The sequence below is a fragment of the uncultured Sulfitobacter sp. genome, from assembly GCF_947499945.1.
In the GTDB taxonomy this organism is placed as follows: domain Bacteria; phylum Pseudomonadota; class Alphaproteobacteria; order Rhodobacterales; family Rhodobacteraceae; genus Sulfitobacter.
This window is the reverse complement of sequence record NZ_CANMQD010000002.1, coordinates 260386-283578: the sequence shown is the minus strand read 5'-3', so window position 1 is coordinate 283578 and position 23193 is coordinate 260386. Positions and strand designations below refer to the sequence as shown.

14 protein-coding genes are annotated in these 23193 nt (G+C 53.2%); 5 read left to right on the top strand and 9 right to left on the bottom strand.

Features of this window, described 5'->3' with window-relative positions; genetic code table 11:
- Positions 1-15 precede the first annotated feature (15 nt).
- Positions 16-2547, top strand: coding sequence for an ATP-binding protein (locus tag Q0775_RS11570; protein ID WP_298860689.1), 2532 nt, complete (start codon positions 16-18; stop codon positions 2545-2547).
- A gap of 180 nt (positions 2548-2727) precedes the next feature.
- Here the strand turns inward: Q0775_RS11570 and Q0775_RS11565 are convergent, their stop codons facing one another.
- Together Q0775_RS11565 and Q0775_RS11560 are read right to left on the bottom strand one after the other, a co-directional pair.
- Positions 2728-3405, bottom strand: coding sequence for a zinc ribbon domain-containing protein (locus tag Q0775_RS11565; protein WP_298860686.1), 678 nt, complete (start codon positions 3403-3405; stop codon positions 2728-2730).
- A 340-nt stretch (positions 3406-3745) separates the two neighbouring features.
- The gene (locus Q0775_RS11560) at positions 3746-4321 is read right to left on the bottom strand and encodes a TetR-like C-terminal domain-containing protein (RefSeq protein WP_298860683.1); all 576 of its coding nucleotides are present in this window, start codon (positions 4319-4321) and stop codon (positions 3746-3748) included.
- Positions 4322-4467: 146 nt separating this feature from the next.
- Between Q0775_RS11560 and Q0775_RS11555 the strand changes: the two genes are divergently transcribed.
- The 3 genes from Q0775_RS11555 to Q0775_RS11545 all read left to right on the top strand — a co-directional run bounded on the left by Q0775_RS11555 (position 4468) and on the right by Q0775_RS11545 (position 6540).
- Complete coding sequence (locus Q0775_RS11555; protein ID WP_298860680.1) at positions 4468-5145, top strand: PspA/IM30 family protein; 678 nt, start codon at positions 4468-4470, stop codon at positions 5143-5145.
- A gap of 42 nt (positions 5146-5187) precedes the next feature.
- The gene (locus Q0775_RS11550; protein WP_298860677.1) at positions 5188-5466 is read left to right on the top strand and encodes a YiaA/YiaB family inner membrane protein; all 279 of its coding nucleotides are present in this window, start codon (positions 5188-5190) and stop codon (positions 5464-5466) included.
- Positions 5467-5541: 75 nt separating this feature from the next.
- The gene (locus tag Q0775_RS11545; RefSeq protein WP_298860674.1) at positions 5542-6540 is read left to right on the top strand and encodes a DUF4105 domain-containing protein; all 999 of its coding nucleotides are present in this window, start codon (positions 5542-5544) and stop codon (positions 6538-6540) included.
- On the opposite strand, the gene Q0775_RS11540 is transcribed toward Q0775_RS11545, so the two are convergent.
- The 5 genes from Q0775_RS11540 to Q0775_RS11520 are packed head-to-tail and all read right to left on the bottom strand — an operon-like array spanning position 6512 to position 11631.
- Complete coding sequence (locus Q0775_RS11540; RefSeq protein ID WP_298860671.1) at positions 6512-7510, bottom strand: hypothetical protein; 999 nt, start codon at positions 7508-7510, stop codon at positions 6512-6514. The genes Q0775_RS11545 and Q0775_RS11540 overlap by 29 nt on opposite strands.
- Positions 7507-8613: a hypothetical protein gene (locus Q0775_RS11535; protein WP_298860668.1), complete on the bottom strand. Its 1107-nt coding sequence runs from the start codon at positions 8611-8613 to the stop codon at positions 7507-7509. The genes Q0775_RS11540 and Q0775_RS11535 overlap by 4 nt, the downstream gene beginning before the upstream one ends.
- Complete coding sequence (locus Q0775_RS11530) at positions 8610-9800, bottom strand: hypothetical protein (protein WP_298860665.1); 1191 nt, start codon at positions 9798-9800, stop codon at positions 8610-8612. The genes Q0775_RS11535 and Q0775_RS11530 overlap by 4 nt, the downstream gene beginning before the upstream one ends.
- Positions 9797-10672, bottom strand: coding sequence for a ThiF family adenylyltransferase (locus Q0775_RS11525; protein ID WP_298860662.1), 876 nt, complete (start codon positions 10670-10672; stop codon positions 9797-9799). Before Q0775_RS11525 ends, Q0775_RS11530 begins: the two co-directional genes overlap by 4 nt.
- Entirely contained in the window at positions 10669-11631 is a 963-nt protein-coding gene (locus tag Q0775_RS11520; RefSeq protein ID WP_298860659.1) for a hypothetical protein, read from the bottom strand. The genes Q0775_RS11525 and Q0775_RS11520 overlap by 4 nt, the downstream gene beginning before the upstream one ends.
- 597 nt (positions 11632-12228) lie before the next feature.
- Between Q0775_RS11520 and Q0775_RS11515 the strand changes: the two genes are divergently transcribed.
- Positions 12229-16827 carry a Hint domain-containing protein gene (locus Q0775_RS11515; protein ID WP_298860656.1) on the top strand — a complete coding sequence of 1533 codons (4599 nt, stop codon included), beginning with the start codon at positions 12229-12231 and terminating at the stop codon, positions 16825-16827.
- 999 nt (positions 16828-17826) lie between these two features.
- Here Q0775_RS11515 and Q0775_RS11510 read toward each other — a convergent pair.
- Complete coding sequence (locus Q0775_RS11510; protein ID WP_298860653.1) at positions 17827-18570, bottom strand: hypothetical protein; 744 nt, start codon at positions 18568-18570, stop codon at positions 17827-17829.
- 10 nt (positions 18571-18580) lie between these two features.
- Positions 18581-22105, bottom strand: coding sequence for a hypothetical protein (locus Q0775_RS11505; RefSeq protein WP_298860650.1), 3525 nt, complete (start codon positions 22103-22105; stop codon positions 18581-18583).
- Positions 22106-23193 lie beyond the last annotated feature (1088 nt).

The window sequence follows — 23193 nt, the reverse complement described above, 5'->3', positions numbered from 1 at the left end:
TCGCAGGAGTATCCGGTGTCACAATCGAAAAAGACAGATTTCCGCAATCGCTTGATCATGACTATCCTGCTGGGGTTTGTTGGATTTCTTTCGATTGCGTTTCTCACGATAAATGTTGCGCGCGATCTGCGACTTCTCAACTCGGCTACATCGGACAATGTTCAGTGGACACTGTCACAAGCCGAGGTAGAATTCCTTGAATTCGAGATTATACTTGATGCGGAATTGAGGGACAGCGTTCCTGATCTTGTACAATTGCGTCGCAGCTTCGATATCTTTTATAGCCGGGTTCAGACTCTCGCCCAAGCGTCAATATATGCGCCCGTCCGCGAAGTTCCTGAGTTCTCCAACAACCTCACTGCGATACAAGCATTTCTGGCGCAGACTGTTCCAACCATTGATGCTCCCGATGAAACGCTGGGCGCGTCCCTCCCGGCTCTTTCCGAAGCGACGCGAGCGGTTCGTAGCGATGTGCGCAAGCTCGCCAACAGCGGCCTCAACTTTTTCGCTACCAACTCTGACGCGCGACGCGAAAGGGTATTTGACACGTTATTTCAACTCGCCGCAGGCGTCGCCTTTCTGTTGGCTACCTTGCTCATATTCTCTCTTTATCTGGGCTTTTTGAACCGTCTGAACGTGAGGCGCCGCCTGAATGCCATCCAGACCAGCAAGCGGTTGAATGTTGTCACAAGCACCGCGCTGGATGCTGTCATTGTTTGTGATGATGACGGGCGGGTTCTGGATTTCAACGCGGCCGCTGTGCAAATGTTCGGATATAGTGCCGAAGAAGCGATCGGGAGCGATCTGGGAGCGCTGATCGTCCCTGACCATCACCGCGCTGCCCATGATGCAGGTATGGTCCGAATGCGCGCGAATGGCGAAAAGCGTGTCGTTGGCAAGGGTCGGATCAAACTTGAGGCAAAGCGGGCTACTGGCGAAATCTTCCCTATCGAATTGGCAATTCAGTCAGCAGAGGTCGATGAGGGTGAAATATTTATCTCGTTTCTGCGCGATATCTCACACCGTGTTGCTGCAGAAGAAAACCTCGTGGCCGCAAGAGATCGGGCACTTGCCGGGGAGAAAGCCAAGACCGATTTTCTGGCGACGATGAGTCATGAAATCCGCACGCCGTTGAACGGTCTGTTGGGCAACCTAAGCCTTTTAAAGGACACCGAGTTAGACGCCAAGCAATCCCAGTACATCAAAAACATGGACACCTCCGGCAGGCTGCTAATGAGCCATATCTCGGACGTTCTGGACATCACAAAATATGATGCGGGCAAATTACAACTGCGACCCGTAGTTATGAACCTCAGCACGCTTTTGCAAGATATTGTGGACAGCCAAAGCGGAGCTGCTGCGGCACATGACACAAGCCTTTCTTGGGCGTGGTCGGGCACGCCAGGTGATTGGATTTTTGCTGACAAAGAGCGCATCCAGCATGTGCTGATGAACATTATCGGGAACGCCATCAAATTTACGCGCAGTGGTGAAATCATTGTTAATGCGCAGGTCGTCGGAGACATCACTACCTCCCCTGATGTGGAGCTGACCATAACTGACACTGGCATTGGCATGGACGCAGCGCTTAAATCGCAGATATTCGATGACTTTATGACGGGAGATGCGTCTTACGACCGCGATGTTGGCGGGACAGGACTGGGCCTCGGGATCGCCTTGCGGTTTGTGAAGGCGATGGGTGGCACCATAGATGTACAAAGCGAAGAGGGAAAAGGCAGCATGTTCACCGTCCGGTTTCCTATCAAACCTGCTGTGCCACCTGTATCAATGGACCAGACTTCGCAGGATGCTGCCAAGTTACCGTCAGCGCATATTCTGCTGGTCGAGGATAATGAGATCAACCGCATGGTCGCCCGCGAGATGATTTATGCACAAGGTCATACTGTTACCGAGGCGCATAATGGACAGATCGCTGTGGACCTTGCTGCAACGCAACACTTTGACCTTATCCTGATGGATATAAGCATGCCTGTGATGGATGGTCGTACGGCAACGCGAGCGATACGGGCCTCGAATGGACCCTGTGCAAATGTCCCTATCGTGGCACTCACTGCAAACGCCATGGTCGATGAGCAGGAGGCGTTTTTGGAAGATGGCATGAATGATATTCTAACCAAACCACTTTCGCGTGCGGGATTGATCAACTTGATCACATATTTCACAAGCGAGACTGGCGGTTGCGCGACACAGGCGAATACATCCGCGCCACTCGTAATTCCGGTGCACTTGGCCGAAATGAAAGAAGCCTTGGGTGTTGTCGCAACAGACACATTGCTGGCGCAGTTTATAGACGAAATGGACCAAGCCACCGTGTCCTTGTCCACAGACCTGCCCTTAGAGAAAGCCGCCGAAATGGCGCACAAAATGTCAGGAAGCGCTGCAACTTTCGGTGCTACCGAACTGCGAAAATCGCTGAACAAGATCGAGAATTCAGCCAAGACAGCTAACATCCCGGCAATGCATGCTGCCATCCAGAACCTCTCTGGCGTTTGGACAGCAACTAAATCTCTTTTGCGCGTTCAGTGATCCGCAAACCTTAGCAAATCAGAAGCCTATAGCAGCCGTTTTTCATCTAAAGCCGTTAGCTAAACCTAAATCTTGTACCAGAACCATGGTCCACTACGGCGGTTGTGACCTCTCGCAACTAATCAAACCGAAACAGCCCGCAAAAATTTGTGCTGGCTGTTTCGCTTCAGCCTCCTCTTGTCACAAGATGCCAGCCAAATGGCCTGCAAGTTCGATATGATGCCCGTTTGGCGCATGCTCGTTGGGGATCATACCGATTTCAGACACCAGCCCACACAGAGCTTCTGTCGCTTCAATCTTGATGGCCGGGTTCCGTAGCGCCGACGATGGTTTCCGAATCTTGAATTGATAAAGATCAGTTAGACTGGGAGGTAGTCGAAAGGCTGGTGGTTCAGGGCTTTGTGAGAGAAAATCAGTGAGCAAAAACTTTCCAGCTTCGAGTTCCGCCATTCTACCCTTCATCCTTGGTTGATACTTCCCAGCCTCAATTGCAGCGAGGATGCCTGTGATCTTCCTCTCCACCTGAACGACATCTCGTGTGGCTTTCTCCTGCGCTGCATCCGCATTAAGAGCACGACGATACTCTTCCACGAATGTCGCAATCAGTTCAGGATGGACAAGGCTGTCCCGCAACCCTGTGAGCACACGATCTTCGACCACTTCTCGTTCAATAGTGGAGCGATTGGTACAGATGGCATTGCCCTTATTCTGGGCCACAACACAGCCGTAGCGGGTCTTGTTGATCACAGTGTAACTTCTGCCGCGGCAGTCGCACTTAATTAGGCCAGAGAACAGATAGCTTGGACGTTGTGCATTCTCGGGACGTGTCCGAGGATCTTGAATCCCTGCAGAATTCATATCTATTCGGGTAAATATCTGCTATGTCTTAATCCTTTCCCACAAATAGTCATAAATAATCTGCAAATCGGGGACTTCCTCGGTGTCCCATTGCTCAGGCGGGTTCAGTCGTGCCTTGGCGCTTTTGAGTGTCCGGATCTCTAGCAAAAGTTTGGCAGTATCAGACTAGGTTCAGGAAATATCCAATAGTTGCATTGCAACTTGCAGATTTTTAATTTCATGAGATTTATCAAGTATCTTTATTACGTTTGGAGCTGAAAAACAGGCGGTGACTGATGATCATTGAAGGGTCAGGTCAAAATCCACACAGAGAGCATTGTTCTGCGTCTTGGACCTCCCGTCATAAAGCGCCCCTGCCCTTCTCTATGCCTCGTACCAAAGCTCCGACCAGAGCTTTCACCTCCTGCGATAGGTACTCGCGAGGAGATCCAGCAAATTGACCGTTCAGAGACATCTGAACAACACCGTGGACGGCGGCAAAGAGCGTCTGCGCACGCAGTGCCAGTGCATCACCAACCAAGTCCGGAAACATTTCATGCAGAGGCTTAACGATGTTTTCAATGAGCACCATATACTCTTTCTGATGCCATTGCGGCAACTCTTGGTTCTCTGGCAAACGGTGATTGAACACGGCATGCCAAAGATTTGTCTCAGCCATAGCGAAGGCGACATAAGCTTGCGCCAAGCTCTGGATCGCCTGATCTGCGGCGGCATCATGGGGGACGACCTCTTTTAACGTGTCGCCAAGCCGCGCAAGGGTTTTCGAGTTCACGAGAATAATCAAGCCGTCAAGATCAGTGACCACATTATAGAGCCCGCCTAAAGCGCAGCCTGCTTTTGTGGTTACGTTGCGCGCTTTCAGCCCTTGTAGACCATGTTCGGCAATCTCGCTTTCAGCAGCTTCTATCAGGCGCATGCGCAAAGCATCCCGCTTTGCATCCTTATTGTTTCCCAAATCAAAACACTCCGTTTTTTGAACGATGTTCACTTTTATCTTGAACGATGTTCATTCTTGCGTCATACACTTACTTGAACAACGTTCATTTACCAGAGGAGATCGAAATGTTCAAACAACTTATGACACTGGTACGGGGCTGTTCAGCCGACAGTGCAAATGCATTTTTGGATGCAAACGCGTTACCATTGCTGCGCCAGCAAATCCGCGAAGCCGCCGCATGTGTGGAGAAATCCCGCAAGGCTCTGGCAATGGTGATCGCATATTCCGAGCGCGAGAAGGTTTCGCTCACCCGTATCGAGGAGAAGATCGCCGATCTTGAGCTTCGCGCTACTGCCGCTTTGGATAACGACCAACTGGAACTGGCGACGGAAGCTGCCGAAACAATTGCCCATCTTGATGCAGAACGGAACGCGGCACAGCACACGATCAAGACATATAGCACCGAGATTGCGCGAATGCGGGAAGGTCTCAGCAAAAGTCAGACGGTCCTTGGCGATCTGACACGCGGTCAGCGCCTCGCGGAGGCCAACGACAAAGCACAGCGGGTCCAAGGCCAGATGACGACATTGCATTCCGGCAATCTGGAAGAAGCCGCCGACACATTGAAGCGCCTTCAGGAGCGCCAAGCCCACTCGGATGCCACAGTGGCCGCATTGGAAGGGCTGTCAGCGCCCGACAATGCCGCCGCAATGAGCGACCGATTGGCCGCAGCGGGGTTTGGTCCGGCCAAGCGATCTGATGCAGCTGCGGTTCTGGCGCGGCTGAAAAACAAAAAATCCTGAATCCGATAATTCAAAACAACACAAACAGCGAGAGATGACACAATGACAAACGCATATATCAACAAGCCTTCACAAGCCTGGAACATGTTCACCTACATCCAATTTATTATTGCAGCTTCGATGATGGCAGGCGGTATCTTCTTTCTCGAAGCCAGCTTTTCCGCAAAAGGATTTTACGCGATGGCCGCTCTCATGCTGGTCAGCTCCACTGCCGGCATCACAAAAACGGTACGCGACGTCGAAGAAAGCGAGCGCCTGCACAACAAGATCGAAGATGCGCAGACCGAGCGTCTTTTGGCTGAAACAAGTTCAACCACCTGAACCTTATGCCGTCATCCGGGTGCGTAATTTATGCGCCCGGATTTTCCCCTCAGGATATTTCGCAGGATCATTTCAATGCAACTCAAACTTCTTACATTTCGCCGTGTCGCACATTTCACCACCTTTTTCCTTGTCATCACTGCCTTGCTCGGCTGGGCTGCAACTGCCGCTTCTATCCATCTAACAGGCGCATCCCTCACGGCCGCATGGGGCGCTCTTGGCCTCGCAGCGGTTGCGACTTTCGCCGCGCTTTTTTGGTCACGCCGCGCAGGATGGCTTGTTATACTCACAACAGCCGGCATCACGGCGGGGTTGTTTCAACAGATCAAACCTACCGAGGACCGAAACTGGGCCTTTGACGTAGCGCACGGTGTCACAGCGCGCGTTGACGGCGATATTGTGAAGCTTGGCAATGTAAGGAATTTTGACTGGCAGTCGATTGATATTGCAAATGTCTCTTGGGAGGAGCGCAGTTATGATCTGTCGAAACTCGCGTCCGTCGACATGGTCACCTCCGTGTGGGACAGCCCCGATATTGCGCATCTCATTGTAACTTTCGGGTTCGGCGATGGTTTGCGGGTGGCATTTTCGGTCGAAACACGCCGCGAAAGTCATGAGGAATTCAGCTCGATCGGCGGTTTCTTTCGTCAATTCGAGATGGTTCTGATCGCTGCGACAGAAGAGGACATTCTGCAACTGCGCACAAACCACAGGCAGGAGGATGTCCGCCTTTATCCGCTCGATCTCAACGCCGAGCATCGTCGCGCCCTGTTCTTATCCTATGTGAAGATGGCCAAAATGCTGGAAGAAAGCCCCGCCTTCTACCACACACTTACGCGCAACTGCACAACAGCAATCCTTCCACTGGCGCGCGGCATCAAGCCTGAGATGAAGATGGATTGGCGTGTGTTAATGTCTGGCCATTTGCCAAGCTACATTGATCAACTTGGCGGATTTGGGGATGAGGTGGCGATGGAGGTTCGCGAAGAACGCGCCGCAATCACGCCGCTGGCACTGTCTGCACCTGAAGCGCCCTATTCCGATGTCATCCGCGCGGCGTATCGATCTCAATAATAACGTCCGAGACATTGAGGCGGGTTCGGTTGGGAGTTTCGCCTTTGGCAGCCCCCAACCGGAGTGCGTTCAGCAACATCCGCTCCTTTGAGATACCAAAGCGTTGGCAGACAGTCGCGCAGGTCGCAGGGTGATCTGCGAGGGCGGCGGCGGGCCATCCCACCAGACCCCTTGTTGTCGCCGCAAGCCAATATCGGTAGAATGCCCGCCCAGCCTCATACATTGATCCATCAACGGGCCAATGGAACAACGCGATTGCCCCCGCGCCCGATGTCCGTGCCGCCTCCCCCGACAAAGCAGGGCCAAGCCCGAGCCATGCCAGCAGGTCATAGAGTTTAGTCCCCAAGACAGACGGTGCCAGAACAGCACTCAGGCGGTCCATAACAAGCGCCTCATTATTCAGGCCATCGCTGTGATAACCTGCGCTGGTGGGCTTCATTCGCATCCAGTGCAAAAGCTCGGTGCGGAAGTTTTGATCCCGCATGATCGCTGCAGATGCGTGATCAATGCGCGTCGCCAGCCATTTGATCTGATCACTCTTTTGAATGAGGGTCACGTTATTGTCGTGCCAACCTGACCAGACATCGTCGGGACTTACGCTGAAACCCGTGCGATGTGTGATCCTGTTTTTGACGTACTGCGCCAAGGCAACATCATCGGGCCGCGCTGCACCCTTCGGCGTTACAGAAGCGACGGGCCGCAATTCCCCTTTATCTATAGAGTCCAGCCATGTGACATCAGCACCAAACCCTCGAGCGGAAAACGACAGAACGGTGGCTTCAACTGCCGCACCGCAGGCAATCTGAAAGTCACGGTCATTTGGATCGCCAACGGGCAAGCGGCGACTGGTATCGGCATAGACCGTGACCCCCTCTCCTGACTGCGCCCAGCGCACAGGCTGTGTGTTATGGGCCGAGGGGGCCAGCATGGCCTCGGCGACAATCGCCTCGAAGATTGCGCGGTCCATCATGCCAGATATTTAGAGAAGAGGTGCAAGCGATGCAGCGCCTTCGCACCGCTTTTCTCCGTTTGTCTCAAACTTGCGGTATTTTCATCCGCGATCCATGTACCGCCAACAGACCTATACCCCGCAGCGATCATGTCTTTTGCCATCTCGCCGAGCATGAGCGGGTTCACCGAGCGGCGTTGGAATTCCGGCATCACCCCTTGGAAGATCACTACGGCGCGGGTCCTGTGCGCACGGTAGCGCAGATAATGATAGGGGGCGGACAATTTGAACCGTGACCCAATCTTCGCCAGTAAAGGATTGAGATCAGGAATGGCGATGACTGCACCAACTGGTTTGCCCTCATAATGCACAACTTTGGAGATGCGGGGGTCCATGATCCACTTCATATCTTTTGCCTGAAAGTGAAATTCTTCGGCTGAAACTGGCACAAACATGGGGTTATCTTTAAAGCTGTGGTTCAAGATGGTTCGTGCATCCTCCAGACGCGCATCAATGGTTCGGCGCGTAATCGGCGCAAAGGAAAACCCGTCATCGAGGATCGCCTGCCGTGTCTCGTCGGGCAAGACCTGAGGGGCATCCTGCTGAGTCAGGAACAGCTGGAAAGTCGTCATTGGGAAGTGGCTCTGATAGCCCATCTGTTTCAGCAGTTTTGGCACATGCGGCGGATTCCAGATTTGATCGGTATAGGCCGCATGTTCAAATCCGTTGGTCACGACTCCCGATTGCTGCATGGCTGTGAGGTTGAAGTTACCCGTTAGCCGCGTCAGCCCCTTTGCTTTTGCCCAAGCTTCGGCAGCGCCGAGCAGCATTGCCGCAACCTCTGGATCGTCCGCGCAATCAAAGAAACCAAAATACGCCTGCTTTGGATCATGGAGCGCATTTGAAGCAGCATGGATATGTGCAGTAACGCGTCCGATCGCTTTGCCGTTACGCTTAACCGCAAAATAAGTGAAATCCGCGTCACTCTGGAAGAGCGGGTTTTTCACGGACAGAAACCGCGCCAGATCGCTCTTCATTGGGGAGACATAAAGGGAATGCGCCCCATAAGCGTTGAAGGGTGCATCGAAAAAGCCGCTAAAATCGCGTTCGGATAATTCTATCATGATTGTTTTTCGCCTGTAATCAGCGTCGCCATACGGGCGATAGCACCAAAGCCTGACTGCGACGTGTCTGCCCCCGCAATGGCAGGGTTATTCAGCATCACGAGGATCAGCGGATCCTGTGTCAAGGCAACTGCATGTGTCGCCCCGTACCGTGAGAACAACCAGTTCATGAGTTCCGAATTCCCCGCATCGATTTGCTGGCGGTGGTTCAGAGATGCAAATTCACCGCGCAAAGCAGGGATATCGAAATCGCCGAGGTCGCTTTCCAACAACAACACGGCTTCTGGCGCCCCTGCCCCACGGCGTAAAAGCTCCAGACCCGCCTGCGGTCCTGATCCCGTGACACGCGCCATTTCACGCATGGCAACAATCGAGCCATCCTCTATATGCAGTGCGATGGACGCCTGCCAGATTGCCAAAAGCATGATCGCAGCGACAAGCACAGAAACGACCTGCATGCCATTTCGCATTGAGAGTGGTGCAACGACCATCAGCAAAAGGGTCAGCCCTACGCTCACGACAACCACGCTCCCAAAGCCGCGCAGAATTTCCGATTGCTTGAGACCGGAGCGGCGGAACCCTATGGAAAGCCAGCACAGCGCCAAGACAGCCAGACCGCCCAGACGCACAGGCAGATCAACTGCAGGTGTGCGCATAAAATCCGACAGCATGAAGGGTAGGATCAGCAAAAACGACAGGGCCATACGGCTTATGGACTGGTTTTCGGCCAATGACAGGCTGTCGTAATCGCGGGAGAAAGTGAACCATGCCACCCCTGTCAGACCGACAAGTTGGAGGAGGAGCAATCCGAGGACGTGCCAGAACTCGATAGCATCAAACGACACCAAACCCAGCAGGACAAAGACCACCGCGCCACCCCCGCATAGTTTCTTAAGCCACGGGGGGGCGTGGCGGCGCAAAAGCACCTCTGCAAGCAGTAACGCCGCTAGTGGGATAAGTGCTGCCATAGCATAGGTCGTCGCCGTAAAGGCCCACCCCATATTGCCCCAGTGACCCACACGCGCGACCATCAAGACCACAAGGACCCAAAGGCAAAAGCGAAAGCTGCGCCGCACGGGTGCTGTCTGTACGATGTCATCAAGACTGCGCAGGACAATAAAGGCACCTATCGCCCCGCAAATCGAGACAGCCGCATCAGCCACAAATTCCGGAGAGCCAAGGATCAACGGTTTATCATCTTTGATAAGGCGCGGCGGACAAGCGGCTTCATCACCATGGTGATGAGTTTGTTTTTCGGGCGCTCGATCTTACCCCTATGCGTATTGAGGAACCAGCCGCGATGATCTGTGCCACGCGAACGTTTCAGGATGATGTTCAATGCCTCGCCTGCCATCAAGGTGCCGGCCATCACGACCATGGGGGCAAATGACATCCTGCTTCTGGTCCCTGCAACCATTTCACCGGCCAGATCGAGATCGATGTAATGGCGGGAACTGGAATGCAGCATTACATGCGTCGCCTCCGCCATGACCGCGTCCGAACGCATCTGGGAAGTGATCGCATTCCATTCAGTTCCGATCGTCGGGAAGCACAGCCATTCTTCGGGCATCGGGCTGTCGGGTATTGTGACATAAACGGAGGGCAGCGGGGAGGCATAGGCGTCAATCACTGCGCGATTGTGCTTCTTTGCCGTACGATACAACAGCAAGCTCGCGCCCAGATCATCAGTGCCATTGATTACAACATCGCAGGAGGAGACAAGGCGGTCGACGTCTTCGCACCAATCAGCGCCCAGCACCTCTATCTGCGCTTGTGGATTGATGCGCAGACACTGGTCGCGCGTAGCCTGCGCTTTGTCCTGACCGACAGTATCAAGGGTCGCGAAGAGTTGGCGGTTCAAATTTGAGACTTCAAAGGCGTCCAGATCTGCAAGGATGAGCCGCTCCACCCCTGCACGGATCAGCGTCATAATAGCACTTCCGCCCATGCCACCTGTGCCACAAACAAAAACGCATGCATCCCTCAGGGTCTTTTGTTCTGCTTCCGATACGAACCCCAAATTGCGGGTGGTGAATTCATCATAGGTAAAATCGGTCATTTGTGCTTCTCCTGTGCGCGCAAAACGCCGACTTCACGGCGGCTATCGGTCCAGTGCCAGACAGGCAAAGCCAATCTTTGCAGCACCGCCGCCCCCACGACCATCAACACGGCCGCAAATGAACGCGGCGGCACTTCACGTGCGAGATATGAAAGTGCCGTTTTTGTGTCGATTTGGCCCAATTGGAGGACATCGTCGCCCCTCTCGTAGTCCAGTTCACGTTCACAAAAGGCGTTCACAGCATCATCTCGATGCTTCGGAGCCTCTTCGAAGGTCTTTTTCAAATGATCCGAACCGCCCGTGTAGGCGTTCTTGATCACAAATCGATCTTCGTCAAACTTGGCATCATCGCCCACGCCAAAGACATGCCTGTGATCGTTGATGATCCTGCGCGCCAATAACAAATGCATCAAACTTCGGGTTTCACCGCTTGCATGCCCCGGCGCGGGATAGACACGCGAAAACCCTGCACCGACCAACCCGACAACTGCAGGAACCTGCGTGACATTGGAAACCCAAAGCGGCCGCATGCCGTTACGAAACAGCATGAGGATGCAGGTTAACCCATAAAGGACCCAGCTGAGCCCTTGGCTGCGCAACGTAGGGTCCACCATGACCAGACCCAAGTGCAGGACGTCTTCGGATGTATGCCCCAGATCGACGTCAATATGCGCCAGCGCATTAAAGGCAACAGGTGTTTGGTCGGACTTCAACGTGACAAGGGTAACGATGGAACGGCTCAGGCTGGACGTATCTTTGCCAAAAACACCATATTCCAAGTTGCCAGCAGGCAAAGTTGTGGAGGCAACCTGACGCAATTTGCCCACAAATTCCTCCAACTCTGCGGCCTCCATCCAAAGGCTTGGACGCTCTACAACCCTGACCATATGCGTCCGCGACACAGAAAACGAGATGTCCAAATGCTCTTGCGAGGCCGCTTTCAATAATATTCGAAACACTTAAATGCCCCAATTTGATGAGCTTAGATTAAGTCGAGAACTATGGTCGAATAAAGGCTTACTTTAAGATGAGGGCCTTTTCTCAAACGAAACATCGCATGTTGCGTAGGTGACGATCGTTGCTGCCTCCTGCATTGAGCGCGAATGCGTTATCCCTTTCAGAGCTTTCCTTTTTAGCAACGCTTTAGCGATCCTGGCGCTGTTTGTCAGTGCAAGTGAAAGCAGTTCCTACGGACCCGCCTCTAGAGAGGTATTCTACTTTCCCTTCACAGCTGATTTAGCCCCGCTTAATAGTCCAGATATCCGTACCCTTTGAAGTATGGAGCCCCATATCACGAATGCAGTTTTGTCCGTTCCGATTTCAGCCGGACAGCATAGCTCACTCCCCAAAACCTCCGCGATAACACAGTTATATCTGCTGAATCATACTCTGGTCACAGAGTAATCTGATCCATCACGCATACAACTTAATTGGAATTCTATTTACTAATAACAAGTTGCACCAAGCGGTTGTAACGCTTCGTTACGACCGAGCCGCTTATCTTACCTCAAACTTACTGGCTTCGTAGGTCACAGTATTGAGGGCAGATCCAACCCATGGCAACTTACACTTTCACAGGATTTTCCCCCTCAAATCTCTCGCTCCCGTCGGCAGGGCAGATACGGCTGAACTCAAATTACGATTCCACAGCCGCATACCGGTTTGAGATTACGGATGATGATGCCACGTGGTCGGGCGACTCCGCCACCAACTCTACAGCCGATGATACGACCCGGCAGACAACTATTGTCTATGATGAAACAGGGGCGGTAGTTGTCAGCGGACAAAGCTATCTTGAATATGCCAAGACGGCTGTGGACGGCTACGGCACTTCCATTGATATTTTCCGGGTGATGATCGGCACAACAACGGTTGGCTATGTGGCTAACGGACAGGTTGTTCCGGGCAATACCTATGACTTCGTCCTGACGGATATCACGCCTGGAAATGAACCTGCCTACGCCTCCATTGTCGATCAAACCTTTGATCCGGATGCGCAGAACGACATGCAGGGCACCGTTAATGGTGATTACCAACGGGGATACGATGGCAACGACTCACTCTTTGGAAGAGATGGTAATGACACCCTCGAAGGGTGGGATGGCGATGACTATGTAGACGGCGGCGGCGGGAACGATACCTTATATGGCTGGACCGGCAATGACACGGTCGTAGGCGGCGACGGTAACGATAGCATGCTTGGCGGCAGCGGCAACGATAGCATGTCAGGCGGCGGCGGTCGTGACCGGCTCTTTGGAGAAGATGGCAATGACACGTTGTCTGGAGGTGCCGACACCGACCTGATCAACGGGCAGAACGGCGATGATTTGATCGATGGCGGATCAGGCTTTGACAACCTGTATGGAAATGCAGGCGCTGATACGGTCTTTGGGGGCAGCGGTGCGGATTATATCTTTGGCGGGACGGGCGCTGACAGCCTTGATGGCGGCGATGATGCGGATACGTTCTATCTCGAGAATACGTTCGGCAATGACACGATCATTGGTGGCGAAGGTGGAACCGATCAAGACACAGTAAATCTATCGCCCGTTTCAGTTGCCGTAAGCATTACCTACACTTCTAACGAAACAGGCACGATCACTAACGGCTCCGATACAATCACATTCTCGGAAATCGAGAATTTTGTCCTTACGAACAGTTCGGATATTTTTGATGCACGTTTGAGTAACGCCAATACTTCTGTCTCCGTTAATACTGGCGGCGGTGATGACATCATATGGACCAGTGGAGGTGCAGACAGTGTTGAAAGCGGCACTGGTAACGACACGATAAACGTCAGCAGTGGCGGGAATGATCAGCTGTCCGGCAATGAAGACGCTGATGAATTCTACATACTGGACGCTGCCGAAAATGTCACAATTTCTGGCGGCGAAGGGGTAACGAGCGGGACGGATGATGATCTTCTGGACCTGTCCAATCTCACGAGTGGCGCCACAATTACCACCACGGCCTCCGAGGCTGGTACGGTTTTTAACGGTGCCCATACCATCTCATTCACGGAAATAGAGCGCATTGTTCTCACCGACCAATCAGACAACTTTGACGGTAGTGCGGATAGTGGGGGCGTAGACCTCGATGCAAGCGGTGGCGATGACTTTATTCAAGGCGGGTCAGGTGCTGATAGCCTCGTGGGCGGTGCCGGAAATGATACCTTTGGTTTCCAAGATGGCTTTGGCAACGACACTATGCATGGCGGCGCAGGCCGAGACGCTATAGAGCTCAGCCAACTCAACGGCCCCGTCACAATCGATTACACCGCCGACAATAGCGGCACGATTACAAACGGCAACGATACCGTAAACTTCTCCGGGATCGAGGATATCGTTGCCACAAATAGCGACGACTATGTTGATGGGCGCGGGAGTAGCGCGGGTGGAACCTTCGACCTTGGTGACGGGGATGATACCCTCTTTGGCACTTTTGGGTCGGACTCTATACTCGGTGGTGAGGGCGATGACTGGATCGACAGCTGGGGCGTAACGAGCGATACGATTGATGGCGGGGCTGGGAACGATACCCTTGAAGGCGGCGCTGGCGACGATCTGATAATCGGTGGTGTGGGCGACGACGAACTGCTTGGTTGGACCGGGAACGACACCCTTCAGGGCGGCATAGGTCGCGACACGCTCACCACAGATGTAGGTAACGATCTGCTTTCTGGCGGTGATGATGCCGATACGTTTATCATCACCACTGCACTGGAGGGTGATACAGTTGTCGGTGGCGAGGGCGGCAATCTTGACAGCGACACCATCGATGCCACCGGGATTATCTCAGATCTGGCAGTTTCGTTTTCGGGGTACGAGGCAGGAACCTTCAGCAACGGCTCGCACACTATTTCGTTCAGCCAGATCGAGAATATATTCGGCGGCGCAGGTGACGACAGTCTGGACGCGCGACTGGACACATCGGGCGTCGGATTATTCGGATTTGACGGCAATGATACCCTCCGTGGTGGTTCTGGTGACGATTACATTGATGGCGGTGACGGTGACGACTTCCTCACCACTGGAGAAGGTCAGGACACGCTATTCGGCGGTGCGGGTAATGACACGCTCATGAACTCCGCAGGTAATGACAGCCTTGTGGGGGGAGACGGCGATGACAGCATCATAGCTACGTTGGGCAATGATACGCTGGAAGGCGGCGACGGCAACGACACCTTAAGAGGTGGCGATGATGACGATAGTCTTGTGGGAGGAGCGGGTGATGATCTCCTGGATGGCGGTGCTGGCAACGACGAGATTTATGGTGGAGACGGTAGCGATTCAGTTGTCTTCATTGACGGCGGTGGTGAAGATTCTGTTTGGGGGGGCGAAGGTGGAACCGATGTCGATACTCTTGACCTAAGCGGTCTTTCCGGCCCCATCTCGATCACTTCCACCAACAACATCTATGGAACCGCCACCAACGGTACAGACACCGTCTATTTCACCGAATTCGAACACTTTATTCTGACTGATGGTTCCGATTTCGTTGATGGCCGAAACGGTACAGACGGTGTCACAGTCGAGCTTCGTGATGGCGATGACTCGATCTACGGCACCATGGGCGATGACAGTCTTGATGGTGGTGACGGAACCGACACATTTATCGTGACCGATACTTTTGGCAATGACACCATTATCGGCGGTGAAGGGGGTACTGACGAAGATTTCATCGATCTTTCGAATCTTACCGGCCCTGTCACTGTTACCTACACTGGCGATGAAAGTGGCACGATCACCGATGGCAGTAATACAATTTCCTTTTCCGAGATCGAGAGGCTCGTTCTTACCGATCAAGACGATGATGTTGACGCGTCCAATGACACTGCGGGCATCGATATCGACCTTGGAGCCGGTGACGATTCAATTACGGACGGCGACGGAGATGACCGGATCATCGCTGGTGACGGTAACGATTATGTAGCCGCAAATGATGGCAATGACACCATTGAAGGAGGAGCCGGTGATGACGACATCGAGGGGGGAGGCGGGTCAGATTCGATCGATGGCGGGTCAGGCAATGACTATCTCGCGGGTTTTGACGTCAACGGCCTCGCCGCTCACAGCAACGTTGTGGGAAGTGATGATGGCGCAGGAGATTTTATCGAAGGCGGGTCTGGCAATGACACACTTTTGGGAGGCCGCGGCGATGACAGCTTAAGTGGCGGCGACGATGATGATATCCTGCTGGGCGGTGCGGACGACGATACACTTGACGGTGGTGCGGGCAATGATGAGCTGGTCGGTGGTGATGGCAACGATACTTTCATACTCTCCGGCGGCAATGACACGATTACAAACTTCAACGAGGGTAACACCGGCGCGTTAGGCGACAGCGACACGACCAACAATGACTTCATCAATTTGGGCGCATATTATACGGATCTGGTTGAGTTGCGCGGCGATTTTGATGATGATGGCGAGCTGAACCAAAGTAGTGGTGACTTTTCTGACAATACCTCAATGTCGGGTGGCTCATTATCGTTTAGCCCTGAGGCAGAGCGAAGCAGTTTTTCAGCCGATAATACCGGTGTCGTTTGCTTTACGACAGGCACAGCCATCCTCACGCAGCGCGGTAACGTTCTGATCGAAGAACTGGTAATTGGGGATCTGGTAGTCACTGCCGATAACGGGCCGCAGCCTGTTCGCTGGATCGGAATGCGGCGGCTGGATACCAAGACATTAAGTGCCGCGCCGAACTTACGTCCAATTTTGATAAACTCTCATGTCTTGCAAAATGAGAGGCCGCTGCTTGTTTCTCCACAACATTGTATGATGCTAGGTTCCCACAATTTAGTGCGCGCAAAGCACCTTGTGGAAAAAATGGCCGGTGTTCGGATTGCACATGGCAAACGGTCGATAACATACGTGCACCTGATGTTTGACGCCCATCAAATCATATTCGCGGAAGGTGCTCCATCCGAGAGTTTTTACCCTGGTCCGATGAGCTTAAAAATGATTCACACCAAGATGCGGCATGAACTGTTTACCCTGTTTCCTGACCTGAAGCATGAACAGGATTGCCGCGACAGGATAGCACAAAACTATGGCGAGACCGCGCGCTACGTAATAAAAAAACGTGAGCTACCCGTTCTATTTCCAAAAAGAACATTGTCAGATTTAAAAGTTGAGCATTTGCTCACCTAGCGGTGCCGGAGACTGCTCTTACCCAACCAGTTAGATAGACATCACTGCGGAAAACCTTCCACAGCCCAATCTCGCTTACCACTCCATAAGCCATCGTCTAGTATTGTAAATTCGATATTAAAGCTAATGCAAAGAGGCGATTTTAAACTGCCTTTGATGAATCACTGTCTGATGTGTGGGCTTATAGATTCAAATTAGAATATTTGAAAAGAGGGTGTTTTGGCGCGTCACAGCCACTGAGCAATTGGGCATGATACAGACAACAAGAAAACAAAGGTACTGGCCAGAAGATATTCAAAGATTTCAATCTGACTACTCAAATTTGAAAGTTTGTACATAATCGGCGGTTGCTGCACCGGTACGATTGCCTTCGTCTTAGGTGCGCAATAGCGTAGGGCAATTTAGCGTCACTAGGTATTGTAGTGGTCTCTCCATCGGTAAATGGTGAGTTGTGTTCCACTCAGCGAGCAATCGATCTTGCAGTCAGCAACTCGCCGTTCTGGCAGTCGACGCTGTGTGGAGCGGTGCTGACTCCGAACGCTGAACACGCGACGTTCTGAAACTTTGAACTGACTACGCTCGTGATTGATAAAAATCCGTCTCCGCGACGGGCTCTGAAATTCCACAATGCGGGCTCTTTCAAGATACGCTTGTTCAATCACATATATCGATCTGATTGCGTCAGTTCGAAGCATGCCTTGCCTTCTTAGGACTTCAATCTGCCGTAACCTCACGACAATCTCTTCAGGCTTTAGTCTTTTTTGCGGCTACCTTTGGTCCAACGCCTTCCTGACTTTAGGGGCAGATCGCTTTAAGGGGAAGAGGCTCACTGTGACGCACCAACATCTCCTTATCAATTAGGTCACCTAGCCGCCCGCTGATGGGGAAATAATACACCATCACATTGTGTGCGCTCGCAGGAAAGGCACGCACTACTCGAAATAAAATCGGCATCCCCTTCGAGATGCCGATAAAGATCGCAACAGTTCTCTTTGACTACTATTTGGAGGCGATAAATCCGCCCTTCAGAACAACACCATCGCCCGTTACATCCAGTGCGCCGGCAACTTCTTCAGCATTCTCACCAAAGACGGCACCGTCTACTCCCCCGTAGAGCGGACCATCGAATGATGCAGACGCGTTTGTTGAAACGACAGTCGAGCCCCCCAGCAGTCCTCCATCGTCAAAGGCAACATCGGAGACGACAACACTGCCAAAATCATCAACAGAGGATGGCGAAGCAAGCCCCGTCGCAACAGTACCAGACAAATTGTTGAAAGTCACCGTAGCATTGTCCGCACGGAAATCGATCGTCGCCGTCACGTCGCCAGTCAGATCAAATACACCTTCAGGTGCAGCGACCACGAGGACAGACTCGCCATCATAAGAAGCTGTTCCACTAATGGGCAAATCGCCCGGTGCTGTTTGATTGCCAAACGCACCAAAGGTTTGTTCCGCACCATTGAGGGTGAACAGGCGCGACTGGGTATTGCCCAGCCCTCTCAAAGACATCGTCGCGCCGGACGGAAAGACGACCGAATCCCCAGCAGCGTTGATCTGACCGACTTCACCGTTGTAAGACAGCGTGTTCGCATCACGATCAAGCACTACGGTCGCACCAGCTACGGTCGCATCGAGCGTAGTTGTCCCAGCCCCTGCTAAGGGAGTATAGTCTGCGCCGGGACTACTGCCGCCGCAGCCTGCAACAAAGGCCGCCACAACAAGAATGAATGATTTTTTCATGATTTTTTCCTTAAGCAAAGTCGAAGTTATCGGTTGTCAGCGCGTCAGCCTGTACACCGTAAAGTAGCACAGATGTACCAGCTGCCGAGAAGAGTGCGCCGTCATCCGTATTGGTAAAGCTTGCCAGAGCAGCATTAGCGTCGACGAAATCGAACCCGACAAGCCGAAGACTATCGGCGCTTGTGTCGAAGTCGGCACCAACGGCAACAGCAGCAGGTGTTTCATAGTCGATCTCAAGCCGTGCGATGACATCGTCGCCTTCCGCAGTTCTAAACACAAACGTGTCAGCGCCTAGACCGCCTTCCAGGAAATCGTCGCCACCACCACCGGAGAGCACATCGTTGCCCCCAATGATCGAACTTAGATCACCAACCAACACGTCATTTCCCGCACCGCCCTGAAGCGCATCAGAGCCAATACCACCAGAAAGTACGTCATTACCGCTTCCGCCTGATAAAACACCCTCTTCGCTGTAGTTGGCCAATAGGTCGTCGCCAGATTCACCTACCAAAAGGTTTGAGCCTGACGAGTCAACAATGGCGTCATTACCTGCACCACCGCGCAGAACATCATCACCTCCGCCGCCCTGAACCACGTCATCACCTGAGCCAGCGATGACCAGATCATCGCCCGCGCCTGCGTCGATGACATCATCGCCGCCCGCTCCAGAAATGATATCGGCCGTTGCCGAGCCAGTGAGAATATTGTCCGTGTCATCGCCATCAACTGCTGTAGCCGTTATAACTGACAACAAATCTGTGGATGTCTTTGCAATACTGCTTGTCGTTGCGGCAAATCCTGTGGCCCCTGCTCCGGCTGCGGCCGCCGCGACACCAATACCAGCTTCAGCTTCGGCTTCGGCTTCCACTTCGGCTTCTGCCAAAAGGCCACTTGCTGCTTCAGAGCCGGCAGGACTACTGGAGTTGGGATTTGACGAAGGCTCGACCGGCTCTGGATTCGTAGCGTTTGCGGCGAGTTGGAAAAGCGGGACTGAACCGGGGTCGAAACTTCCAGTTGTTAGAGTGTAATCCAGAATGACAGAAAACTCGCCTTCGGCTTCAATTTCGAATTCGTTCTCTCTGCCACCGTCGAGCGGTGTACCCGCCAGTGCGATTGCTGCGGAAACCCCGCGGCCTTGGGTATCCCAAGCAGCAGCGTAGGCCTGAATTGTGCCTGCGGAGCCATTCTCGGGCAAGACAACATACGTTGACACGCGAGCACCTGATGCAGCAGCAGCAGCAGCAGCATTTTTACTGGCGTCCGCAGCCGTACTTGACACGATACCCGCATATCCCGCCGCACCTGCGGAGGCTGCAGCAGCACCCGCACCAATGCCGACTTCCGCTTCTGCCTCAGTTTCAACCTCAACCTCAAAAGCGCGATCGCTGGTGTCTACGGTTGGAGAGCTTACAACAGCGTTGTTAAATTCGTCTGCCTCCCCATCAAACACCGAAGTACTGGTAGCGGAGGATGACGCAGCACCAAGTGGTATATCGTTGCCATAGGTATGACCAAGAGTAGCGACTGCGGCAACGCCCGCGGCAGCTGCGTTTACGCCAACTTCAGCTTCTGCCTCGACTTCTACCTCTGCCTCGATCTCAAGTTCTACTGGCTCAAGTCCGTCTTGCGATTTGTTTGCGGTAGGCCCTTGGAACTCGGGCGTGATATTCTCAACGCGGCGCTCTGAGATTGTCACACCGCTGGTCGGTTGGTCAGGTCCGCTATTGGATTCAAGCTGAATCTGGGACTCGGATGTGCTGTCACCACTTGTTGTGGTCGACACAGATCCGCCAGCCTGACTGTTGCCAAAGGCATCTTCGGGGGCACTCGCTTCGGCTTCGCTTTCGACCTCCGCTTCAGCTTCCGCCTCCGCCTCGTCGAGCGATCCGAGCGCACGCGCTGCAAGCACCTTTTCCGCTCGGTCAAAATCAGGATCAGACAACTGGCCTGCAAGCTGCACCAAGTCATTGTTCACTTCGAACACACCGCTGTGGCCGTATGTCGAGGCAGAACCGGACGTACTTGCAGCTGCGCGTGCATCAGAGCCGATGCCTGCCGCGCCGCTACCGCCTGCGGCAACAACGGCCACAGCCGCTGCATTGTACCCGACCTCGGCTTCAGCTTCGGCTTCTGCTTCTGACTCCGCCTCCGCTTCACTTTCAAAATCCAAATCAGGCTCAGGCGTAGCACTTGCTTGTGGCGTCGGTGACACATCGCTTGTGATCACCTCGTCGTCGACTGTGGCTGTGCCCTGCGCTCTGGAGTTGTCGGCATCACCAGCTGCGGGTGCAGTCAGCAGCGCGGCGTTCACCGCCTCTATTGACGACTGAAAGGTGCCAGAGCTGGTCGCCGTACCTGCGGAGGCATCTGCATCACCAATGGCATAGTTACCGACAATAGCCGCCCCAACGCCGCCACTTGCCGCCGCTGCGGCTGAGCCGTTGTTAGCTTCGGCTTCGGCTTCTGCTTCGGCCTCAATTTCGACCTCAGACTCAGCTTCCGCCGCTCCTGTTTGCGGCGCAATCGCGACCCGCTCAACACCTTCGCGCGTTTCTGTCAGACCTGACATCGCGGCATTAGCCTCGCGGCCCTCCGCATTCGGTCGTTCGGTTGTTGCAACCGATGTAGAGCTACCACCATCAAGTGCGGCGAATACATCTGTTAGAAAGACGTCACCGTTGCCACCAAGGCCAGAACCGACAGCACCCAACGAAATCGCAGTGCCAGCAACTGCGGCAGCACTGCCCTCACTCACTTCCGCTTCCGCTTCCGATTCAATCTCGGCCTCTGCTTCCGCTTCAACTTCGGCCTCGTTTTCGCCAAGTGTCGTATCAGTTTTGATTTGCAGGACCGGCATAGTTGTGGACGGACTGCTGTCTACAGCATCGACATTGCCTTCCGGCAAAAATGCGTCAGGCGTTTCAGTCTCACCATTTGCGACAGTCGCAATCGAGCCACTGGCCAATGTGTATGTCAGTGCATTCGAGCCTGACGCCGCAGCCGCTGCGCCAAATGCGCCGGCTGCCCCTGCGGTACCAGCGGCAGCTTCAGCCTCTGCTTCGCCTTCGGCTTCCGTTTCCGCTTCGCTCTCGGCCTCGAATTCAAACTCTGACTCGAGCGTTTCAGAACCGTTAACTGTGTTTACGCCGCCACCGTCTGTTCCAGCTTCATCGCCCGAAGCAGAAGCAGTGCCATCCGCCGCTGCCGTACTGGCAAAAACAGTAACGTCAATCGACGTGCTGTCGACCACGGATCCTGACGCATCAAACGCTTCGGCGGAGATCGTCAGGGGGCCCGTCTGCCACTTATAGTCGGCTGACTCATCCGGCCCGATCGAAAGCGCAAAAGGCTCCTCGGTGATCGTAAAGGTCGTGTTGTTAAAATTGTAAACAATACGTGTTACATCATCTTCGACAGAGGAGGCAGTATCAGGAACAAGCAATACTGTGCCTATGGCCTGAATCGAAATTTGGCTTCCAGAACCAAAATCATTAATGCGATCACCTGTTGCTGGATCTACAAAAAATAGCTTCATTTGGTTCTTCCTCTTTCGTTTTTTCCTTGGCGGCCCGTAGCTGCCAAAAGTTCAATCTTGTTCGGCCCTTAATCAGGCCCCTATTTGGTCGCCGGGTACAATTCGTCCTATGGATTATCCATAGGATAAATTTGCGGATATCTTGGAAAATCTTGGTTACTTTTTATCTACCTTAACGTGACAACTAGACACCGATAAAAGCGTTCCCAATATTTTTCAACTTTTTCACCAACATAGCCAAGTCCGGGTTTCATGTCTTACCAACGCCGTTGCTAAAATGCCCTGCACAAGCCGAACACTTACAGCAGACACATCATGGCACAAACCTGCCGGAGGTGGTTTTCTGTTCATCATCGTGGGATAGGACAAGGTAGCCCGCTCGGCATTAATCTATGACATAGGATAGGCGTTTAATCGGCTGTGGGCGGCAAAAATCGCCCACCTTAGGGTCACTACCTTCTTGAAGGCTTGTCGGCGGATTAAGTTACCTTCACGCAGTTGACCAAAGTGGGTAAGCTTTTCACGACTGCGAGGACTTGGCTGTGCACGTAAGGCTCCTACGACCAGCAGTTTTCCGTGATACCGCAGCGATGGAACCTAGGCTGGAAAATTTCAACAGCTTGCGATGGAGCCGCGCTCTGACAATCACCCCGAGCCATCCGCTGATCACTCGTCATGGAGGTGCACAGCAATCCGCTAATAGGGATGGAAACCTGCTCGTCGGTAGAGTTTCAGGGATCAGGAGCGGTTTAAACGAATAGAAATTTGGGCTTACGGGGGTGGTCGCAGTATGCGGCGCGTTGCCTTGATGCAAGCGATGCACTTCGAATATCCTTCGTTTCATTCTTCCTCAATGCTGTGGAATCGCCTCATCCAATCGGAAAGAGATTTAAAACGGTGTAGCTCATTCTTGATCGCCTCCATCATCGATCATTCTTTTTGTAAGACGAAGCACGTCGAGCGTTTGCTCGGTCCAAAATTCCTTCATTTCAAATGGTTTAGGGCGCAAGCTTTGTACCTCGTCGGTATTGGCCGCCCGATCCCTATCGCCAGCCACTGGCTTCTAGCCAGCCTCCATCAAGTCCTCG